This is a genomic window from Streptomyces sp. NPDC006384 (assembly GCF_042870695.1).
Classification (GTDB): Bacteria; Actinomycetota; Actinomycetes; order Streptomycetales; family Streptomycetaceae; genus Streptomyces.
Window position 1 is genome coordinate 234,433 of record NZ_JBIAHR010000002.1, and the last position, 14,566, is coordinate 248,998.

Sequence of the window (14,566 nt, forward strand, 5' to 3'; positions counted from 1 at the left end):
CCTCCCGCGCCCCCCCCGCCCCCCCCCCCGCCGCCCCCCGCCCCGCCCCCCGCGCCCCCCGCGCCCCCGCGCCCCCCCCCCCCCCGCCCCCGGCCCCCGCCCCCCCCCCCCCCCCCCCCCCCCCCCCCCCCCCCCCCCCACCAGAAGGGGTGAACGGCCGTAACTTTCCCGCACGGAACGCGTTCGATCGCGCTAAGAGATCACGCGGTCACCACTCGTCACGCTCCGGCCATGCACGACACGGCCGACCGTCGTGGCCGGCCGGAGCGGTCAGCCGGAGCGTCCGGCCGACGCGGTCAGCCGTTCGGGTAGGCCCAGGGGTTGGGGCGGCAGTCGATCCCGTCGTGGTCCACGAACTTGGTCTGCTGCTGCATCACCGGGGCGAGCTCGCCGTCCTTGTCGCAGGTGACGTGGTTGTGGCCGATGCGGTGGCCGACCTCGTGGTTGATCAGCATCTGCCGGTACCCGTGGATGTCGTCGCCGTACGGCTCGGCGCCCTGTGCCCACCGGTAGGCGTTGATCATCACGCGCTTGGTGGCGGCCGAGTCGCAGGAGACGTTGTCCACGGTGGTGTCCAGGCCGGACTTGGCACACCACTCGGCGGTGGTCCCGGGGCTGGCGAGGGTGATCACGAAGTCGGTCTGCCCGGAGTGGACGCGCTCGAAGGTGTAGGCACCGTTGTGCGCCCAGCTCCGGTTGTCGTTGAGGGTCTTCTGGACGGCCTGCGCGAAAAGCTCCCCGTCGAGGCCGAGCCCCTGTTCCACGTCCACCCGGTAGGTGTACTTGTGCCCCCTCCCCGGCGCCTTGTCGATGCCGGGGACGGCGTCGAACCTGCCCGTCCCCTTGAACGTGGGGGCGAGCGGGTAGGTCTTCGCCATCTTCTGCTCGTACGTCAGCGGCGCCGCGGAGCCGGACGCCGCGGGCGTCGGCCGGTCGTCGTCCCTGGACGCGGGGTCGCGGGCGTCGCGGACCTGGCCGGTCGCGGACTGCGCGCGCGCTTCCCCGCCCCCCTGCCCGTCGGCCACCTGCGCGGCCACGACGACCGCCAGGACGGTGGTCAGCGCGGCGGCGGCAGCACCGGTGAGGATCCGCCCCTTGCCGCCCCCGGCCGACGCGGGTCCGCCGGTGGGCGCCGCGTCGTCGCGGCCGGGCACGGGGGCGCCGGGGCCGTCGGCGGAGTTCCCGCCGGCGACAAAGGCGTGCGGGCCGGAGCCGGGTGCCTGCGGGGGCACGGGGGCACGGCGCGGAGCACGGACGGAGAAGACGTCGTCGTCCTCACCGGGGCCGAAGGCCTCCAGGTAGTCCTGTCGCGGCCCTCCCCCGGGCGCCCGCCGCTGCCGCGGCAGGGGTACGCCGGGCCCCGTGGGCCAGCCGGCGGACGCGGGAGCACCGGGGCGCGGGCCGGCCGGCATGCCCGTACCGGCACCGGCCCGTCCGTTCGACTCGCCCCAGCCGCCGCCGGGTTCACGCTGCTCGGGGTGCCCGCCGCGAACCTGCGGCACGCCGAACGCCGGGGTGCCGTCGGCGGCCCCGGGTCCGCCCCGCGTGCGCCCTCCGGCACGCGGCGATCCGTACGCCGGGGTGTCGTCGGGAGACGTCGGGACACCCCGCGACGGGGTGCCGTCGGCGGCCCACGGAGCCCTCTGCGCCGCAGCCGCGCCGGTGGACTCGCCGCCGCTCCGGCCGGGCACACCGCCCCCGGCACGCGGCGAACCGTGTGCGGGGGTGCCGTCGGGAAACCGCGGAACGCCCTGGGCCGGAGTGCCCTCGGGGCCTCCCGGAGCGCGCTGCGCGCAGGACCCGCCGGTGGCCCGGGGGAAACCCCGCGCGGGGGTGCCGCCGGGGAACCCGGGGACGCCCTGCGCGGGCGTGCCCTCCGGTGGGCGTGGGGCCTCGTAGCCCTGGACGCCGCCCGGCGGCACGCCGTAGGACGCGGGACCGTACGTTCCGGGCGCCTGCGGCGCGGGCATGCGTCGGCGGCCCGGCCGCCCGGGCCGGGCCTCGTGTGCCGCGGTGGTGTCCGCGCTGTCGCCCTCGGGGACGGGTCCGCGGCGGCTGTGGCGTCCCACGTCGCGCCTCAGCCTCCTGTGGTCTGGTCGGCGGGCTCGTCGGCGACGGCCCTGCCGGTCCGCTCGCCGGCCGGCGACTGCCCGGTGTCCGCGAGGAGTTCACGGAACGCGGTGGCCACGGTCTCCGGGTACTCCATCATCGCCACGTGTCCCGCGTCCGGCAGGGTCAGCAGCCGGGAGTCACGGAAGGCGCGGGCCGCACGCCGGGCCATGCGGTAGCCGACGAGTTGGTCCCGTCCACCGTAGACCAGCAGCGTCGGCGCGAGAACCCGCTGGGCCTGCCGCCACAGCCCGTGCTGGCCGCCGACGGTGTACGCGTTGACGATCCCGCGCGCCGAACGCGCCATCGCGTCCCAGAAATACGGCAGTTGCAGCCGCCGCTCCATCTCCTCCACGGCGTTGCGGAAGCCTTCGGGCGACACCCGCGCGGGATCGCCGTAGCAGAGCGCCGTCACCCCGCGGACCCGCTGCTCGGCGGTCCACTCCCTGGTGAGCCGGGTGAACAGGGACACCACCCCGGGCAGGGCCAGCAGCCCCGTCGGCACGGCGCTGCGCTGGACGCGGATCTCCGGCAGCGCGGGCGACACGAGGGTGAGGGTGCGCACCAGGTCGGGGCGGACCGCGGCGACGCGCGTGGCGACGGCGCCGCCGAGCGAGTTGCCGAAGAGGTGGACGGGGCCGCGCCCGGCCGCGTCGAGGTGGCGGACGACCGCGCGCGCGTGGCCGCTGACCGAGTAGTCGCCGTCGTCCGGGGGCGGGGAGTCGCCGAAGCCGGGCAGGTCGACGGCCTCGCTGTCGACCACGTCGTCCAGCAGGGGCATGAGCGCCGACCAGTTCTGCGAGGAACCGCCGAGGCCGTGGACGTACAGCGCGGGCGGGAGCCCCTCGCGCGCGGGCCTGCGGGAGCGCACCGTCAGGGTGATCCCGGGCAGGTGGACCGACCTGAGCCGCTCACCGTCCGCGACCTTGACTGCCGCCACCTTCGGCAGCACGTTTGCGGGCGGGACGGACGGCGGCTCGGTCGAAGGCATGCGGCAATGTTACGAGACGATCACGCAGTGGTTCATGTGTTCGCCGTCACAAGGGCGGTGGGCCCCGGGACGGGATGGGTACTGGTGTGGGCGCACGGTGACGCATGGCGGCCCGATCGGGTGTCTCCTAGGCTCGTGGAGAGGGCACCCGTATGTGGCCCCTGCATTTCCAGGGACGTCCGTAGAAAGGGAGCCCAGCATGACCGTCGACCCCACCGACCCGGAGACCTTCGACGACGAGGCGCAGGAACCCGGGGAGCTCGCCGTCGAGGCCCCGGACGCCGACGCGGCGGAGCAGCAGGCGGACATCAGGCCCGACCGCGACGACCCGCTGGACGGCGTGGAACCGGACCGCGCCGACGAGGCCGACCTGGCCGAACAGGCCCGGGTGGTCACGCACGACGAGGACGACTACCGCTGAGGCGGTGGCCGCGCCAGGCGAGAAGGGGGCCCATTTTGCCCGTCCCGAGCTCTTTTGAAACCTGTTGCGCGGCTTTCGTCACCGTCCGGTCCGTGAAATTCTGCGTCCGCACCGCGCACACCACGGTTACCGAAAAGTACGATGGCAAGGCGGCGCACACCGCACGTGGACGATCTTGGGAGGCGGCGTGACAGCCATCGAGCAGACAGAGGCGGTACGCCCGCGGGGCACACGCCTTCCCCGCCGTGCCCGACGCAACCAGCTGCTGGGCGCCGCGCAGGAAGTGTTCGTGGCGCAGGGCTACCACGCCGCGGCCATGGACGACATCGCCGAACGCGCCGGTGTCAGCAAGCCGGTGCTCTACCAGCACTTCCCCGGCAAGCTCGACCTCTACCTGGCACTGCTGGACCAGCACTGCGAGTCGTTGATCCAGTCGGTGCGCACCGCGCTGGCCTCGACGAACGACAACAAGCAGCGCGTGCGGGCGACGATGGACGCCTACTTCGCGTACGTCGAGGACGACGGCGGCGCCTTCCGCCTGGTCTTCGAGTCGGACCTGACCAACGAGCCGGCCGTGCGCGAGCGCGTCGACAAGGTCACCAACGAGTGCGCCGAGGCCATCTGCGACGTCATCGCCGAGGACACCGGGCTCTCGCGGGCCGAGTCGATGCTGCTCGCCTCCGGCCTGGGCGGCCTCGCCCAGGTGGTGGCCCGTTCGTGGCTGCACAGCGACCGCAGCGTGCCGCGCGACCAGGCGGTCCAGCTGCTGACCTCCCTGGCCTGGCGGGGCATCGCCGGGTTCCCGCTGCACGGCGTCGAGCAGCACTGAGCCGAACGGCACCGGGCCGGGCGGCACCGACCGGATCCGGCGCCACGCCGACCGTCGCGCGTTCGGCGTACGACGGCGTTTGTTCCCGCGGTCTGTTCGCTCCTGGCGTTGCCGGGCGGAGCGTGTACGTCCCCTCACCGGGCTAATGTGTGCGGGGTACGGCGCGGAAGATCGCGCACTTCACTGACCGTCGGAGGGACATAGCCGTGGAGGTCAAGATCGGCGTGCAGCACGCGCCCCGCGAGATCGTTCTGGAGAGCGGTCAGAGTGCCGAGGAGGTGGAGCGCGTGGTGGCCGAGGCACTGGCCGGCAAGGCGCAGCTGCTGAGCCTCGTGGACGAGCACGGCCGCAAGGTCCTGGTCCCCGCCGAGCGCCTCGCGTACGTCGAGATCGGCGAGCCGAGCCCGCGCAGGGTGGGCTTCGGCGCGCTGTAGCCGACGGAGAAAGCACACCTGGAGGGCCCGGCGGCCACGAACCGCCGGGCCTTTCCCGTGGCTCGTCCGGAGTACGGCTCACCCGTCGGGGAGGATTGGATTCCGCAGGTCAGGGGTAGTACGGCTAGGACCGTTCCGGGCAGGCCGGCCGTGTGGGAGGGACCCCGTCATGTTCCTGGAAGCGCTCAGTGCCGCGATTCTCGGCCTCGCCCTGGCCTGGGCCGCCGCCCACCGTCTGGCGCACCGTCTCCCCGCCCGCGTCCTGGTCCTGCCGACGGGCGCCGCCGGGGCCCTGTTCGGGGCGTTCGTCACGCACAGCGCGCTGGGCGCCGGCGGTCTCCTGCCGGACCTGCTGGGCGCGGTGGCCGTGTCGGCGGCCTCGCTCTCGCTGCTGCTGCGCCCGCCGGCAAGCCTGCGGCGCCACTCGCTGACCGTCTGACCGGCCGCCCGGCCTCTCCTCCGGCCCGGTCCCGCCGCCGGCCGCCACCGGGCGGGACCCGGCGGCGGGACCGGGCCGGAGCGGTGCTCAGGCCGCGAGGCCCAGTGCCGCCATCCGCTTCGTGTGCGCCTCGGTGATCCGGGAGAACATGCGGCCGACCTCGGCGAGGTCGAAGCCGTCCGCGACACCGCCCACGAGCATCGTCGACAGCGCGTCCCGGTCGGCGACCACCCGCTGGGACTGCGACAGCGCCTCGCCCATCAGCCTCCGCGCCCACAGCGCCAGCCGCCCGCCCACGCGCGGGTCCGCCTCGATCGCCGCGCGCACCTTCTCCACGGCGAAGCTCGCGTGCCCGGTGTCGTCCAGCACCGCCAGCACCAGGGCGCGGGTGTCGGAGTCGAGCCGGGCGGCGACCTCGCGGTAGAAGTCGCTGGCGATGGAGTCGCCGACGTACGCCTTGACGAGTCCCTCCAGCCAGTCCGAGGGATCCGTCTGCTTGTGGAAAGCGTCGTAGGCGGCCACGAACGGCTCCATGGCCGCCGTCGGCTCCTCGCCGACCTCGGTGAGCCGGTCGCGCAGCCGCTCGAAGTGGTGGAACTCCGCCGAGGCCATCTTCGCCAGCTCCGCCTTGTCGGCCAGCGTCGGCGCCAGCTTGGCGTCCTCGGCGAGCCGCTCGAACGCCGCCAGCTCGCCGTACGCGAGGGCGCCGAGCAGGTCCACGACCGCGGCCCGGTACTGGGGTTCGGCCGAGGCCGTCGCCCAGTCGAGGGCGGCGATCCCGGTGGGTTCGGCGGGGGCGTCCGTGTCGTTGCCAGGCTTGTCAGAGCTCGTCATGCAGCGCACAATAGCCCGCCCGCCGCGGTCCGTAAGCGCCTGGTCAGTGACTGTGACGACGAGTACGTGACCGAATCGGCCATCGCGTGTGCGCGAATCCGGGGTATGGTGGTAATGCGCCTGCCGAGTATGTGACGTACGGGTACGTGACTTCTTCGTCGGGCCGCATGTATGAGGATGCCCGGTCGGTGGCCCGATCGGCTCCGACCCGACAGCCCTCCCTGCGTACGCCGTATTGCGTACGGACCCGGAGGGGACCCTCAGCGGTACGAGCGCTAGAGCGTCGGCAGAGGTCCCGTGTCCCACGGCCGGCCCCTGAGGCAGGCCGACGTCCCCGGCACGGTCCGGCACGACCCCCGCGCTCGCCTCGCACCGCACACACAGAAGAGGCAGCACCCTGACTACGACGTTCCGATCCCTCGGGATCCTCCCCGAGACCGCCGAAGCCCTCGAGGCCGTCGGCATCATCAACCCCTTCCCCATCCAGGAGATGACGCTCCCCGTGGCCCTGTCGGGCAAGGACGTCATCGGCCAGGCCAAGACCGGCACCGGCAAGACGCTGGGCTTCGGCCTCCCGCTCCTCGAGCGCGTCACCGTCCCCGCCGACGTCGAGGCGGGCCGCGCGGCTCCCGAGTCCCTGACCGACGCCCCGCAGGCCCTCGTCGTCGTCCCGACGCGTGAGCTGTGCCAGCAGGTCACCAACGACCTGCTGACCGCCGGCAAGGTCCGCAACGTGCGCGTCCTCGCGATCTACGGCGGCCGTGCCTACGAGCCGCAGGTGGAGGCCCTGAAGAAGGGCGTCGACGTGGTCGTCGGCACCCCGGGCCGCCTGCTGGACCTCGCGGGCCAGAAGAAGCTCGACCTCGGTCACATCAGGTCCCTCGTCCTCGACGAGGCCGACGAGATGCTCGACCTGGGCTTCCTGCCCGACGTCGAGAAGATCATCAATCTGCTGCCGGCCCGGCGCCAGACCATGCTGTTCTCGGCGACCATGCCGGGCGCGGTCATCGGCCTGGCCCGCCGCTACATGTCGCAGCCCACGCACATCTCCGCCACCTCGCCGGACGACGCGGGCGCGACGGTCGCGAACACGAAGCAGTTCGTCTACCGCGCGCACAACATGGACAAGCCCGAGATGGTCGCGCGCATCCTGCAGGCCGACGGCCGGGGACTGGCCATGGTCTTCTGCCGCACCAAGCGCACCGCCGCCGACCTGGCCGACCAGCTCAAGCAGCGCGGTTTCGCCTCCGGCGCGGTCCACGGCGACCTCGGCCAGGGCGCCCGCGAGCAGGCCCTGCGCGCCTTCCGCAACGGCAAGGTGGACGTGCTCGTCTGCACCGACGTCGCCGCCCGCGGCATCGACGTCGAGGGCGTGACGCACGTCATCAACTACCAGTCGCCGGAAGAGGAGAAGACGTACCTGCACCGCATCGGCCGCACCGGCCGCGCGGGCGCCAAGGGTACGGCGATCACACTGGTCGACTGGGACGACATCCCGCGCTGGCAGCTGATCGACAAGGCGCTGGACCTGGGCTTCAGCGACCCGCCGGAGACGTACTCCACCTCCCCGCACCTGTACACCGACCTCGGCATCCCCGAGGGCACCAAGGGCGTCCTGCCCCGCTCGGAGCGTACGCGCGCCGGGCTGGAGGCGGAGGAGCTGGAGGACCTCGGCGAGCCGGGCGGCCGCGGTGGCCGCGCACGCGGTGACCGGGGCGGCCGCGGCGGCCGGGACGAGTCCCGTTCCGCCGAGCGCGAGCGCTCCTCCCGTACGACGCCGCGTCGCCGTCGCCGTATGCGCGGCGGCGAGCCGGTGGAGACACCGGCCGGCGGGGGCACCGCCCCCGGGGCCGTCACCGGCGGCGCGGACGGCGCCGCGGACACGGAGGCCGCCGCCCAGGGCCCCCGCACCCTGCGTCGCCGTCGCCGTACGCGCGGCGGCGAGCCGGCCCAGCAGCCGGTGACGGCCGCCCCGGCCGTCGGTGCCGAGGCCGCTGCGGCGGAGAACGCCGTCGCGACGGCGGAGAGCACGCTTCCGCAGACCCCGGAGAGCGACGACGCATCCGCGAAGCCGCGGCGCCGCCGCACCCGCAGGACCGCCGGGACGCCGGCAGCCGCCCCGACGGTGACCGAGGCCACCCCGGTGGCCGAAGCGCCGGTGGCCGAGGTTCCCGAGGTCACCGTGGCCGAGACGCCCGTCGAGAAGCCGCGTCGGCGCACCCGTGAGGCCACGGCCTCGACCGCCGCCGAGACGGTGCTCGACACGGCCGGGGGAGTCGCCGAACCGGCGGCCGAACCGGAGGTGGCCAAGCCGCGCCGGACCCGCAAGACCGCTGCCGCCAAGGCGGAGACCGCCGTCGACACGGCCGAGGCCACCGAGGCCAAGCCCCGCCGCCGCACCCGCAAGGCCGCCGAACCGGCCGGGACCGAGGCCACCGCCGAGATCCCGGCCCAGGCCACGCAGGAGCCGGAGGCCGCCGAGGCCAAGCCGCGCCGGACCCGCAAGACCGCTGCCGCCAAGGCGGAAGCCGCCGTCGACACGGCCGAGGCCACGGAGACCAAGCCCCGCCGCACCCGCAAGACCGCTGCCGCCAAGGCGGAAGCCGCCGTCGACACGGCCGAGGCCACGGAGACCAAGCCCCGCCGCACCCGCAAGACCGCTGCCGAGGCCGTCGAGGTTCCGGAGGCCGTCGAAGCCGCCGAGGCCAAGCCGCGCCGCGCCCGCAAGACCGCTGCCGCCAAGGCGGAGACCGCCGTCGACACGGCCGAGGCCACCGAGGCCAAGCCCCGCCGCCGCACCCGCAAGGCCGCCGAACCGGCCGGGACCGAGGCCACCGCCGAGATCCCGGCCCAGGCCACGCAGGAGCCGGAGGCCGCCGAGGCCAAGCCGCGCCGGACCCGCAAGACCGCTGCCGCCAAGGCTCCCGTCGAGGCCGCCGACGCGACCGAGGCGAAGCCGAAGGCCCGCCGTACCCGCAAGGCGGCCACGTCCGCCGAGCAGCCCACGGAGTCGGCCGAGAGCTGATCCCAGCGCTCAGCAGGCCGTCGGCCCGGTCCCGCCACTCGTGCGGGGCCGGGCCGACGGCGTGTCCGCGGTCCGCTGCCGCGGCTCGGACGGTGCCGGGGCGGCACGCGTGGGCGGCCGCCCGTTAGTCTCTGCCCGTGAGCATGAACGCCCGCTTCACCCCGCCGTCCGACGCCCGCACGTACCGGCTGCGCACCGCGCGCGGCGAGTTCGCCGTCGTCGATTCACCCGCGGCCGGCGGCGGTGTGCCGAAGGGGGTCGTGCTGATGCTGCCCGGGTTCACGGGCAGCAAGGAGGACTTCACGCTCCTGCACGAGCCGCTCGCCGCACGCGGGTACCGCACGGTCGCCGTGGACGGACGGGGACAGTACGAGTCCGACGGCGCCGAGCACGACGAGTCCGGCTACGCGCAGCCCGAGCTGGCCCGGGACGTCCTCGCGCAGGTCGCCGCGCTCGGGACGCCCGTACACCTCGTCGGACACTCCCTCGGCGGCCAGATCGCCCGTGCCGCCGTTCTTCTCGACCACTCCCCCTTCGTCTCCCTCACGCTGATGTCCTCGGGCCCGGCGCAGATCTCCGTATCCCAGCAGCAGCGGGTGAAAATCCTGCGGGACGCGCTCGGCATCATGACGATGGCCCAGGTCTGGGAGGTGATGCAGGCGATGGGGCCGCCCGAGGAGGCCGGTGCTCCGGTCCCCGCCCACGGCCCGGACGCCCCGAAGCGGCTGCGCGAGCGCTGGCTGGGCACCCGTCCGGCCCAACTGCTCGCCACGGGGCACCAGTTGTGCACCGAGCCGGACCGTGTCGCCGAGCTCGCCGCCGTGCCGCTGCCGTTCCACGTGCTGTCGGGCGCCTACGACGACACCTGGCCCGTGCCCCTCCTGGACGAGATGGCCGTGCGACTGGACGCACGCCGGACCGTCGTCGAGGGGGCCGAGCACTCGCCCAACACGGACCGGCCGCTGCCGACCGCCCGTGCCCTCGCCGACTTCTGGGACGACGTGCCCTCCCCCTGACCGCCCGGACACCGCGGACCGTGCCCGGGCTCCCGCTAGTACTGCGCCCGCAGGTGCTCCCAGAAGCCGTCGCGCAGCGCCCGCCGCAGGTCGGCCTGGCCGCGCAGCGAGTACTGCAGCAGCCCTTCGGCCTCCACCAGCAGGTCCTGGTCCACCGATCCGGGCAGGTAGGGGTGGCCGGCGAGCAGCTCCAGCAGCGTGTCGCGGCCCCGCGCCGCCAGCCACTTCGCCGCGATCTGGGCACCCACGAAGCGGACGTCCTCACGGGCCGGCCGGACCGTGCCCGCCCCCTCGAAGGCGTGCGCCGTGCGCCGGGAGACGTACGGCTTGAAGAAGTCGAGGTCGAAGGTGCGCTGGCTGTCGACCTCCCACAGGAGGGGGTCGGCCTGGTTGCGGCCCTCGGGGGCCTCGACGCCCCACAGGTGGACGCGGGCGCCGTAGCCCTGGGCGGCCTCGACCGCCGACACCAGGTCCTCGTCGCCGCCGAGCAGCGCGGCGTCGCTGATGGCGCGATGCCGGGCGAGGGACTCCAGGTCGGAGCGGATGAGGGAGTCGACGCCCTTCTGCTGGTTGCTGGCGTTGAGATTGCCCAGGCGGACCTTGACGTCCGGCAGCTCGGCGATGGACTGCTGCTCGGCGGTGTGGATACGGCGCCGGGCGCCGTCGTACCAGTAGACCCGCAGCAGACGGCTGTCCGCGAAGATCGTGCGGGCCTTGTCGATGAGCGCCTCGATCAGCCCCTCGGCGTCCAGGTCGAACGCCCTGCGGTCCTCGGTCCCGGCGACCAGACGCCCCGCGGCCGCGTAGAGGTACCCGGCGTCGACGAAGATCGCGTGGGTCGAGGGCGTCTTCGCCACCTCGGCGAGCATGCGCTGCAGCAGCTCGTTGGTGCGGTCGATGCGGGCGCTCAGGTCCGCGAGGTCCTCGTTCATCGCCCTCCATTGTCCCGGCGGTCACGCTGCGAACACAACCGGCCCCGGTCGGTCCTCTCCCGCACCCCGCCCCGGCACCGGCCGGTCTCCTTACGTGTCAGTAATTAGTTGTTCGAAAAATTTCCTTAGCGTAGGGAATGTTCGTGACGTGCGGCCTGTTGTCTCATGTGGAAGCCCGGGCACCGACGACCCGCGGCCCCCACCAGTAGTTCTCCTCAGGAGGATGACCAGATCAAGGGAGAGGCCCATGCGCTTTGAAGTCATGCGACTCGACGACGTCGACGGAACGCCCGTGGACAGCACCGTCGTGGACGCCGCCTCCGTGAACCGGATGGTCCGGCAGGCCGCCGCCATCGGGCAGCGGCTGTGGATCCGCCCGGCCGGCACCTCGGCCTCGTAGCGCGGACCGCCGCACCACACGCCGCGAGCCCCCGTACGGCACCGTCACCGGTGCGTGCGGGGGCTCTGCCGTGGCCGGGCTCAGGCGTTCTGGATCACCTGGGTGACGCCGTTGATGATCTGCTGCACGGCGATCGCGGAGAGCATCATGCCCGCGAGCCGGGTCACCAGGACGACACCGCCGTCCTTGATGACGCGGATGATCAGCAGCGAGTACCGCATCACCAGCCACAGCACCACGTGGATGGCGAGGATCGCCGTCCACACCGAGACCTGCGAGGTCACGCTGTCGGCCTTCTGCACGGCGAGGATGACCGACACGATGGCGCCGGGCCCGGCCAGCAGCGGCATGCCCAGCGGCACCAGTGCGACGTTGACGTCCTTGGTCTGCTTGGGCTCGTCCGTCTTGCCGGTGAGCAGGTCGAGCGCGATCAGCAGGAGCAGCAGCCCGCCCGCGATCATGAGCGCCGGGACGGAGACGTGCAGGTAGTCCAGGATCTGGTGGCCGAGCACGCCGAACACCGTGATCACCCCGCCGGCCACGCAGACGGCCTGGAAGGCCATCCGCTTCTGCACCTTGGCGGGCCGGCCGGAGGTCAGCGCGAGGAAGATCGGGGTGATCCCGGGGGGATCCATGATGACGAAGAGGGTCAGGAAGAGGGAGCCGAAGACGGCGAGGTCGAACATGAGCGTGACAGAGCCTTGCGATGACAGGGACAGAGAACGGGGGTGTGGTGCGGAAGGGGCGCGTGCGGCCCTCAGGCTCCGCCGGCCCCCGGCACGGGGAACGCTCCGAACGCCCGCCGCGTGATCTCCCCGTACACCTCGGGGTCCGTCGTGTACTCGCCGAGCGCGCAGGTCTTCCGGCTGCCGTGGTAGTCGCTGGACCCGGTCACCAGGAGTCCCAGCTCCGCGGCGAGGCCGCGCAGCCGCGCCCGCGTGTCCGCGTCGTGGTCCATGTGGTCGACCTCGATGCCGTCGAGCCCGGCGGCGGCCAGATCCGCGATCACGGTCTCCGGGACGGTCCGGCCGCGCTTGGCGGCGGCCGGGTGGGCGAACACCGCGACGCCGCCGGCCCCCTTGATCAGCCGGAGGGCCTCGAAGGGATCGGTCTCGTGCTTCTCCACGTAGGCCCGGCCGCCGTCGGCCAGCCAGTCCTCGGTGAAGGCGTCGCTCACGGTCGGCACGACGCCGAGCTCCACGAGCGCGGAGGCCACGTGCGGACGCCCGACCGAACCGCCGTCGGCGATCCGCGCGACCTGCTCCCAGGTGACCGGCACGCCCAGCGCCTGGAGCTTGGCGACCATGGCGCGGGCGCGCGGCACCCTGTCGTCCCGGACCAGCTCCCGCTCGGCGAGCAGGGCGGGCTCCTCGGGGTCGAAGAGGTAGGCCAGCATGTGGATGCCGACGCCGTCGAGGCGGCAGGAGAGTTCGGCGCCGGTGACCAGCGTCAGGCCCTCGGGGAGCGCGGCGACGGCCTCGGCGTGTCCGCGGGTGGTGTCGTGGTCGGTCAGCGCGACGACGTCCAGCCCGGCCGCGGCGGCCTTGCGCACCAGCTGGGCCGGGGTGTCCGTGCCGTCGGACGCCGTGGAGTGGGTGTGCAGGTCGATGCGCACGACGACTCCAGACGATGACGGACGGAAGGGACGCTCAAGGATAACCGGAACCGGACACCCCGATGTCACACCCGCAGCGGCCCTGCGCCCCCTACGCGCGGGCCGCGGCCGCCGCTACGGCTGGAGGAGCCTCGGCGACAGGGCGCCGCACGGCACGAGGTCGATCTCCGCGCCGGCGTCCCGCAGGTCGGTCAGGACCAGCTCGTCGTACATGAGCAGCCCCGACTGCTCGGGCCACAGCACGGCCCACAGCCACATCCCGAGGGCCTCCCCGGCGAACACGGCCCGGTCGCCGGGGGTGCCGGAGACGTGCCAGAGGGGGGTCGGGCGGCCGGCGGCGACGACCTTGGTCTGGGCCGGCTTCTCGACGTCCATGTACGGGCCGGGGTCCGGGGCGTCGATGCCCGCGTACCGCGCGCCGAGTCCGACGCCCATCTCCTCGGCCACCAGGATCAGCTCACCGGCGCCGCCGAGCGGGCCCGGCCCCGAGCAGGCCACCGCGGTGGCGCGTCCGCCGCTGCGGTCGTCGCCCGCGCAGGCCACGCCCGTGAACAGCCAGCCGACCGGCAGGGGCCACGGCATCCACACCGGCACCTGGGTGCGGTGCACCACGACGCCGAGCGCCTCGACGCTGGGCGGCAGCACGGGCTGCAGCGGATGCACCGTGCCGTGTGCGTCGCACTGCCAGGAATCGGCGAAAAGGCCGGGAGCCCTGACCCGGCCACCACACTTCGGGCAACTGGGTTCGCCCCTCATACAGCCCCACGGTCCTCCCTGGGCCGCGTCCCGTCAAGGACGATCACCCGTCCGGGGCACATGCCTACCCGTCACCGCGTCCCGTCACACCGCGCCCGGTCACACCGCGCCGCGGGCCGTCCCGCCGGTGTCACTCCAGCGGGACCGTCCCCCGGGACGGGTCCCGCAGATCCGTCCCTCGCGCCAGCCAGCGCTCCTGAAGGGCCTGGGCGCCGTGCACCCGCTTCCAGGCGGCCTCGTTCGGCGTCATCGGCAGCAGCGGCAGGAACCGTACGGGCTCCAGCGGCGCGTCCAGCTCCAGGTCCTCCACCAGCCCGCCCGGCTCGGCGACCAGCACCGAGGTGAACGGAGCGCCGGGCCACAGCGGCTCACCGACGTCCAGCGAGGCGCCGGGCGCCACGACAACACCCTCGACCTGAGGGGACGCGGCGAGCACGGCCAGCGGGCGCAGCACCTTGTCGGTGTCGGCGAGGCCCGCGCGGACGGAGAGGACCAGCTCGGCGCGGGGCCCCCTGACCGGGTCGGCGAGCACCGCCGTGGGGTCGGCCATGGGCTGCGCGGACATGCCGAGGGTGGCGTAGCGGACGATGCCGCCCTCCGGGCCGCCGCCGGAAAAGCGCAGCACCTCGATGCGGTCGGTGCCGAGGAAGGTGACCGCCGCGCGCGCGTCCGGTTCGCCCAGTGCCGTACGCAACCGGGCCTCGACCAGAGGAAGAACATCAGCCATGCGGCGAGCATAGAACTCGTCAGTACACGGCAAAGGGG

Annotated in this window: 15 protein-coding genes; 7 read left to right on the forward strand and 8 right to left on the reverse strand. The window is 73.9% G+C overall.

Translation table 11 applies throughout. The annotated features are described in order from the left end of the window. Positions 1 to 296: 296 nt before the first annotated feature. Together ACFYOJ_RS03105 and ACFYOJ_RS03110 are read right to left on the reverse strand one after the other, a co-directional pair. Entirely contained in the window at positions 297 to 2,069 is a 1,773-nt protein-coding gene (locus tag ACFYOJ_RS03105) for a DUF3152 domain-containing protein (protein ID WP_356550470.1), read from the reverse strand. Between the two features lie 8 nt (positions 2,070 to 2,077). Continuing rightward, complete coding sequence (locus tag ACFYOJ_RS03110) at positions 2,078 to 3,100, reverse strand: alpha/beta hydrolase (RefSeq protein WP_356550472.1); 1,023 nt, start codon at positions 3,098 to 3,100, stop codon at positions 2,078 to 2,080. Positions 3,101 to 3,299: 199 nt separating this feature from the next. On the opposite strand from ACFYOJ_RS03110, the gene ACFYOJ_RS03115 reads away from it, so the two are divergent. The 4 genes from ACFYOJ_RS03115 to ACFYOJ_RS03130 all read left to right on the forward strand — a co-directional run bounded on the left by ACFYOJ_RS03115 (position 3,300) and on the right by ACFYOJ_RS03130 (position 5,223). Continuing rightward, positions 3,300 to 3,521: a hypothetical protein gene (locus ACFYOJ_RS03115; protein WP_356550474.1), complete on the forward strand. Its 222-nt coding sequence runs from the start codon at positions 3,300 to 3,302 to the stop codon at positions 3,519 to 3,521. Between the two features lie 187 nt (positions 3,522 to 3,708). Continuing rightward, positions 3,709 to 4,350: a TetR/AcrR family transcriptional regulator gene (locus tag ACFYOJ_RS03120; RefSeq protein ID WP_356550475.1), complete on the forward strand. Its 642-nt coding sequence runs from the start codon at positions 3,709 to 3,711 to the stop codon at positions 4,348 to 4,350. Positions 4,351 to 4,556: 206 nt separating this feature from the next. Further along, positions 4,557 to 4,784 carry a DUF3107 domain-containing protein gene (locus ACFYOJ_RS03125; protein WP_356550477.1) on the forward strand — a complete coding sequence of 76 codons (228 nt, stop codon included), beginning with the start codon at positions 4,557 to 4,559 and terminating at the stop codon, positions 4,782 to 4,784. 169 nt (positions 4,785 to 4,953) lie between these two features. Continuing rightward, entirely contained in the window at positions 4,954 to 5,223 is a 270-nt protein-coding gene (locus tag ACFYOJ_RS03130) for a hypothetical protein (RefSeq protein ID WP_356550479.1), read from the forward strand. A gap of 87 nt (positions 5,224 to 5,310) precedes the next feature. On the opposite strand, the gene ACFYOJ_RS03135 is transcribed toward ACFYOJ_RS03130, so the two are convergent. Next, complete coding sequence (locus ACFYOJ_RS03135; RefSeq protein ID WP_356550481.1) at positions 5,311 to 6,057, reverse strand: ferritin-like fold-containing protein; 747 nt, start codon at positions 6,055 to 6,057, stop codon at positions 5,311 to 5,313. A 490-nt stretch (positions 6,058 to 6,547) separates the two neighbouring features. Here ACFYOJ_RS03135 and ACFYOJ_RS03140 point away from each other — a divergent pair, with 490 nt between their 5' ends. Continuing rightward, positions 6,548 to 9,082, forward strand: coding sequence for a DEAD/DEAH box helicase (locus tag ACFYOJ_RS03140; RefSeq protein WP_356550482.1), 2,535 nt, complete (start codon positions 6,548 to 6,550; stop codon positions 9,080 to 9,082). A 137-nt stretch (positions 9,083 to 9,219) separates the two neighbouring features. Then, complete coding sequence (locus tag ACFYOJ_RS03145; RefSeq protein ID WP_356550484.1) at positions 9,220 to 10,098, forward strand: alpha/beta hydrolase; 879 nt, start codon at positions 9,220 to 9,222, stop codon at positions 10,096 to 10,098. A 35-nt stretch (positions 10,099 to 10,133) separates the two neighbouring features. Here ACFYOJ_RS03145 and ACFYOJ_RS03150 read toward each other — a convergent pair whose 3' ends face one another. Continuing rightward, on the reverse strand, positions 10,134 to 11,030 hold the full coding sequence (locus tag ACFYOJ_RS03150) for an NYN domain-containing protein (protein WP_356550486.1): 897 nt from the start codon (positions 11,028 to 11,030) through the stop codon (positions 10,134 to 10,136). Positions 11,031 to 11,277: 247 nt separating this feature from the next. Between ACFYOJ_RS03150 and ACFYOJ_RS03155 the strand changes: the two genes are divergently transcribed. Then, entirely contained in the window at positions 11,278 to 11,430 is a 153-nt protein-coding gene (locus tag ACFYOJ_RS03155) for a hypothetical protein (protein WP_356550488.1), read from the forward strand. An 80-nt stretch (positions 11,431 to 11,510) separates the two neighbouring features. Here ACFYOJ_RS03155 and ACFYOJ_RS03160 read toward each other — a convergent pair whose 3' ends face one another. The 4 genes from ACFYOJ_RS03160 to ACFYOJ_RS03175 all read right to left on the reverse strand — a co-directional run bounded on the left by ACFYOJ_RS03160 (position 11,511) and on the right by ACFYOJ_RS03175 (position 14,528). Next, positions 11,511 to 12,116, reverse strand: coding sequence for a MarC family protein (locus tag ACFYOJ_RS03160; RefSeq protein ID WP_356550490.1), 606 nt, complete (start codon positions 12,114 to 12,116; stop codon positions 11,511 to 11,513). 71 nt (positions 12,117 to 12,187) lie between these two features. Beyond that, positions 12,188 to 13,045, reverse strand: a complete 858-nt coding sequence (locus ACFYOJ_RS03165) for a PHP domain-containing protein (RefSeq protein WP_356550492.1) — start codon at positions 13,043 to 13,045, stop codon at positions 12,188 to 12,190. 114 nt (positions 13,046 to 13,159) lie between these two features. Beyond that, complete coding sequence (locus tag ACFYOJ_RS03170) at positions 13,160 to 13,801, reverse strand: DUF6758 family protein (RefSeq protein ID WP_356550494.1); 642 nt, start codon at positions 13,799 to 13,801, stop codon at positions 13,160 to 13,162. Positions 13,802 to 13,931: 130 nt separating this feature from the next. Further along, the gene (locus tag ACFYOJ_RS03175; protein WP_356550496.1) at positions 13,932 to 14,528 is read right to left on the reverse strand and encodes a suppressor of fused domain protein; all 597 of its coding nucleotides are present in this window, start codon (positions 14,526 to 14,528) and stop codon (positions 13,932 to 13,934) included. Between the last annotated feature and the right edge of the window lie 38 nt (positions 14,529 to 14,566).

What these genes read in the sequence shown, in the direction of transcription:
- ACFYOJ_RS03110 (WP_356550472.1), bottom strand. Translation starts at nt 3,100, where the DNA reads ATGCCTTCGACCGAGCCGCCGTCCGTCCCGCCCGCAAACGTGCTGCCG.
- ACFYOJ_RS03115 (WP_356550474.1), top strand. Translation starts at nt 3,300, where the DNA reads ATGACCGTCGACCCCACCGACCCGGAGACCTTCGACGACGAGGCGCAG.
- ACFYOJ_RS03130 (WP_356550479.1), top strand. Translation starts at nt 4,954, where the DNA reads ATGTTCCTGGAAGCGCTCAGTGCCGCGATTCTCGGCCTCGCCCTGGCC.
- ACFYOJ_RS03135 (WP_356550481.1), bottom strand. Translation starts at nt 6,057, where the DNA reads ATGACGAGCTCTGACAAGCCTGGCAACGACACGGACGCCCCCGCCGAA.
- ACFYOJ_RS03140 (WP_356550482.1), top strand. Translation starts at nt 6,548, where the DNA reads ATGACGCTCCCCGTGGCCCTGTCGGGCAAGGACGTCATCGGCCAGGCC.
- ACFYOJ_RS03150 (WP_356550486.1), bottom strand. Translation starts at nt 11,030, where the DNA reads ATGAACGAGGACCTCGCGGACCTGAGCGCCCGCATCGACCGCACCAAC.
- ACFYOJ_RS03155 (WP_356550488.1), top strand. Translation starts at nt 11,278, where the DNA reads ATGCGCTTTGAAGTCATGCGACTCGACGACGTCGACGGAACGCCCGTG.
- ACFYOJ_RS03160 (WP_356550490.1), bottom strand. Translation starts at nt 12,116, where the DNA reads ATGTTCGACCTCGCCGTCTTCGGCTCCCTCTTCCTGACCCTCTTCGTC.
- ACFYOJ_RS03170 (WP_356550494.1), bottom strand. Translation starts at nt 13,801, where the DNA reads ATGAGGGGCGAACCCAGTTGCCCGAAGTGTGGTGGCCGGGTCAGGGCT.
- ACFYOJ_RS03175 (WP_356550496.1), bottom strand. Translation starts at nt 14,528, where the DNA reads ATGGCTGATGTTCTTCCTCTGGTCGAGGCCCGGTTGCGTACGGCACTG.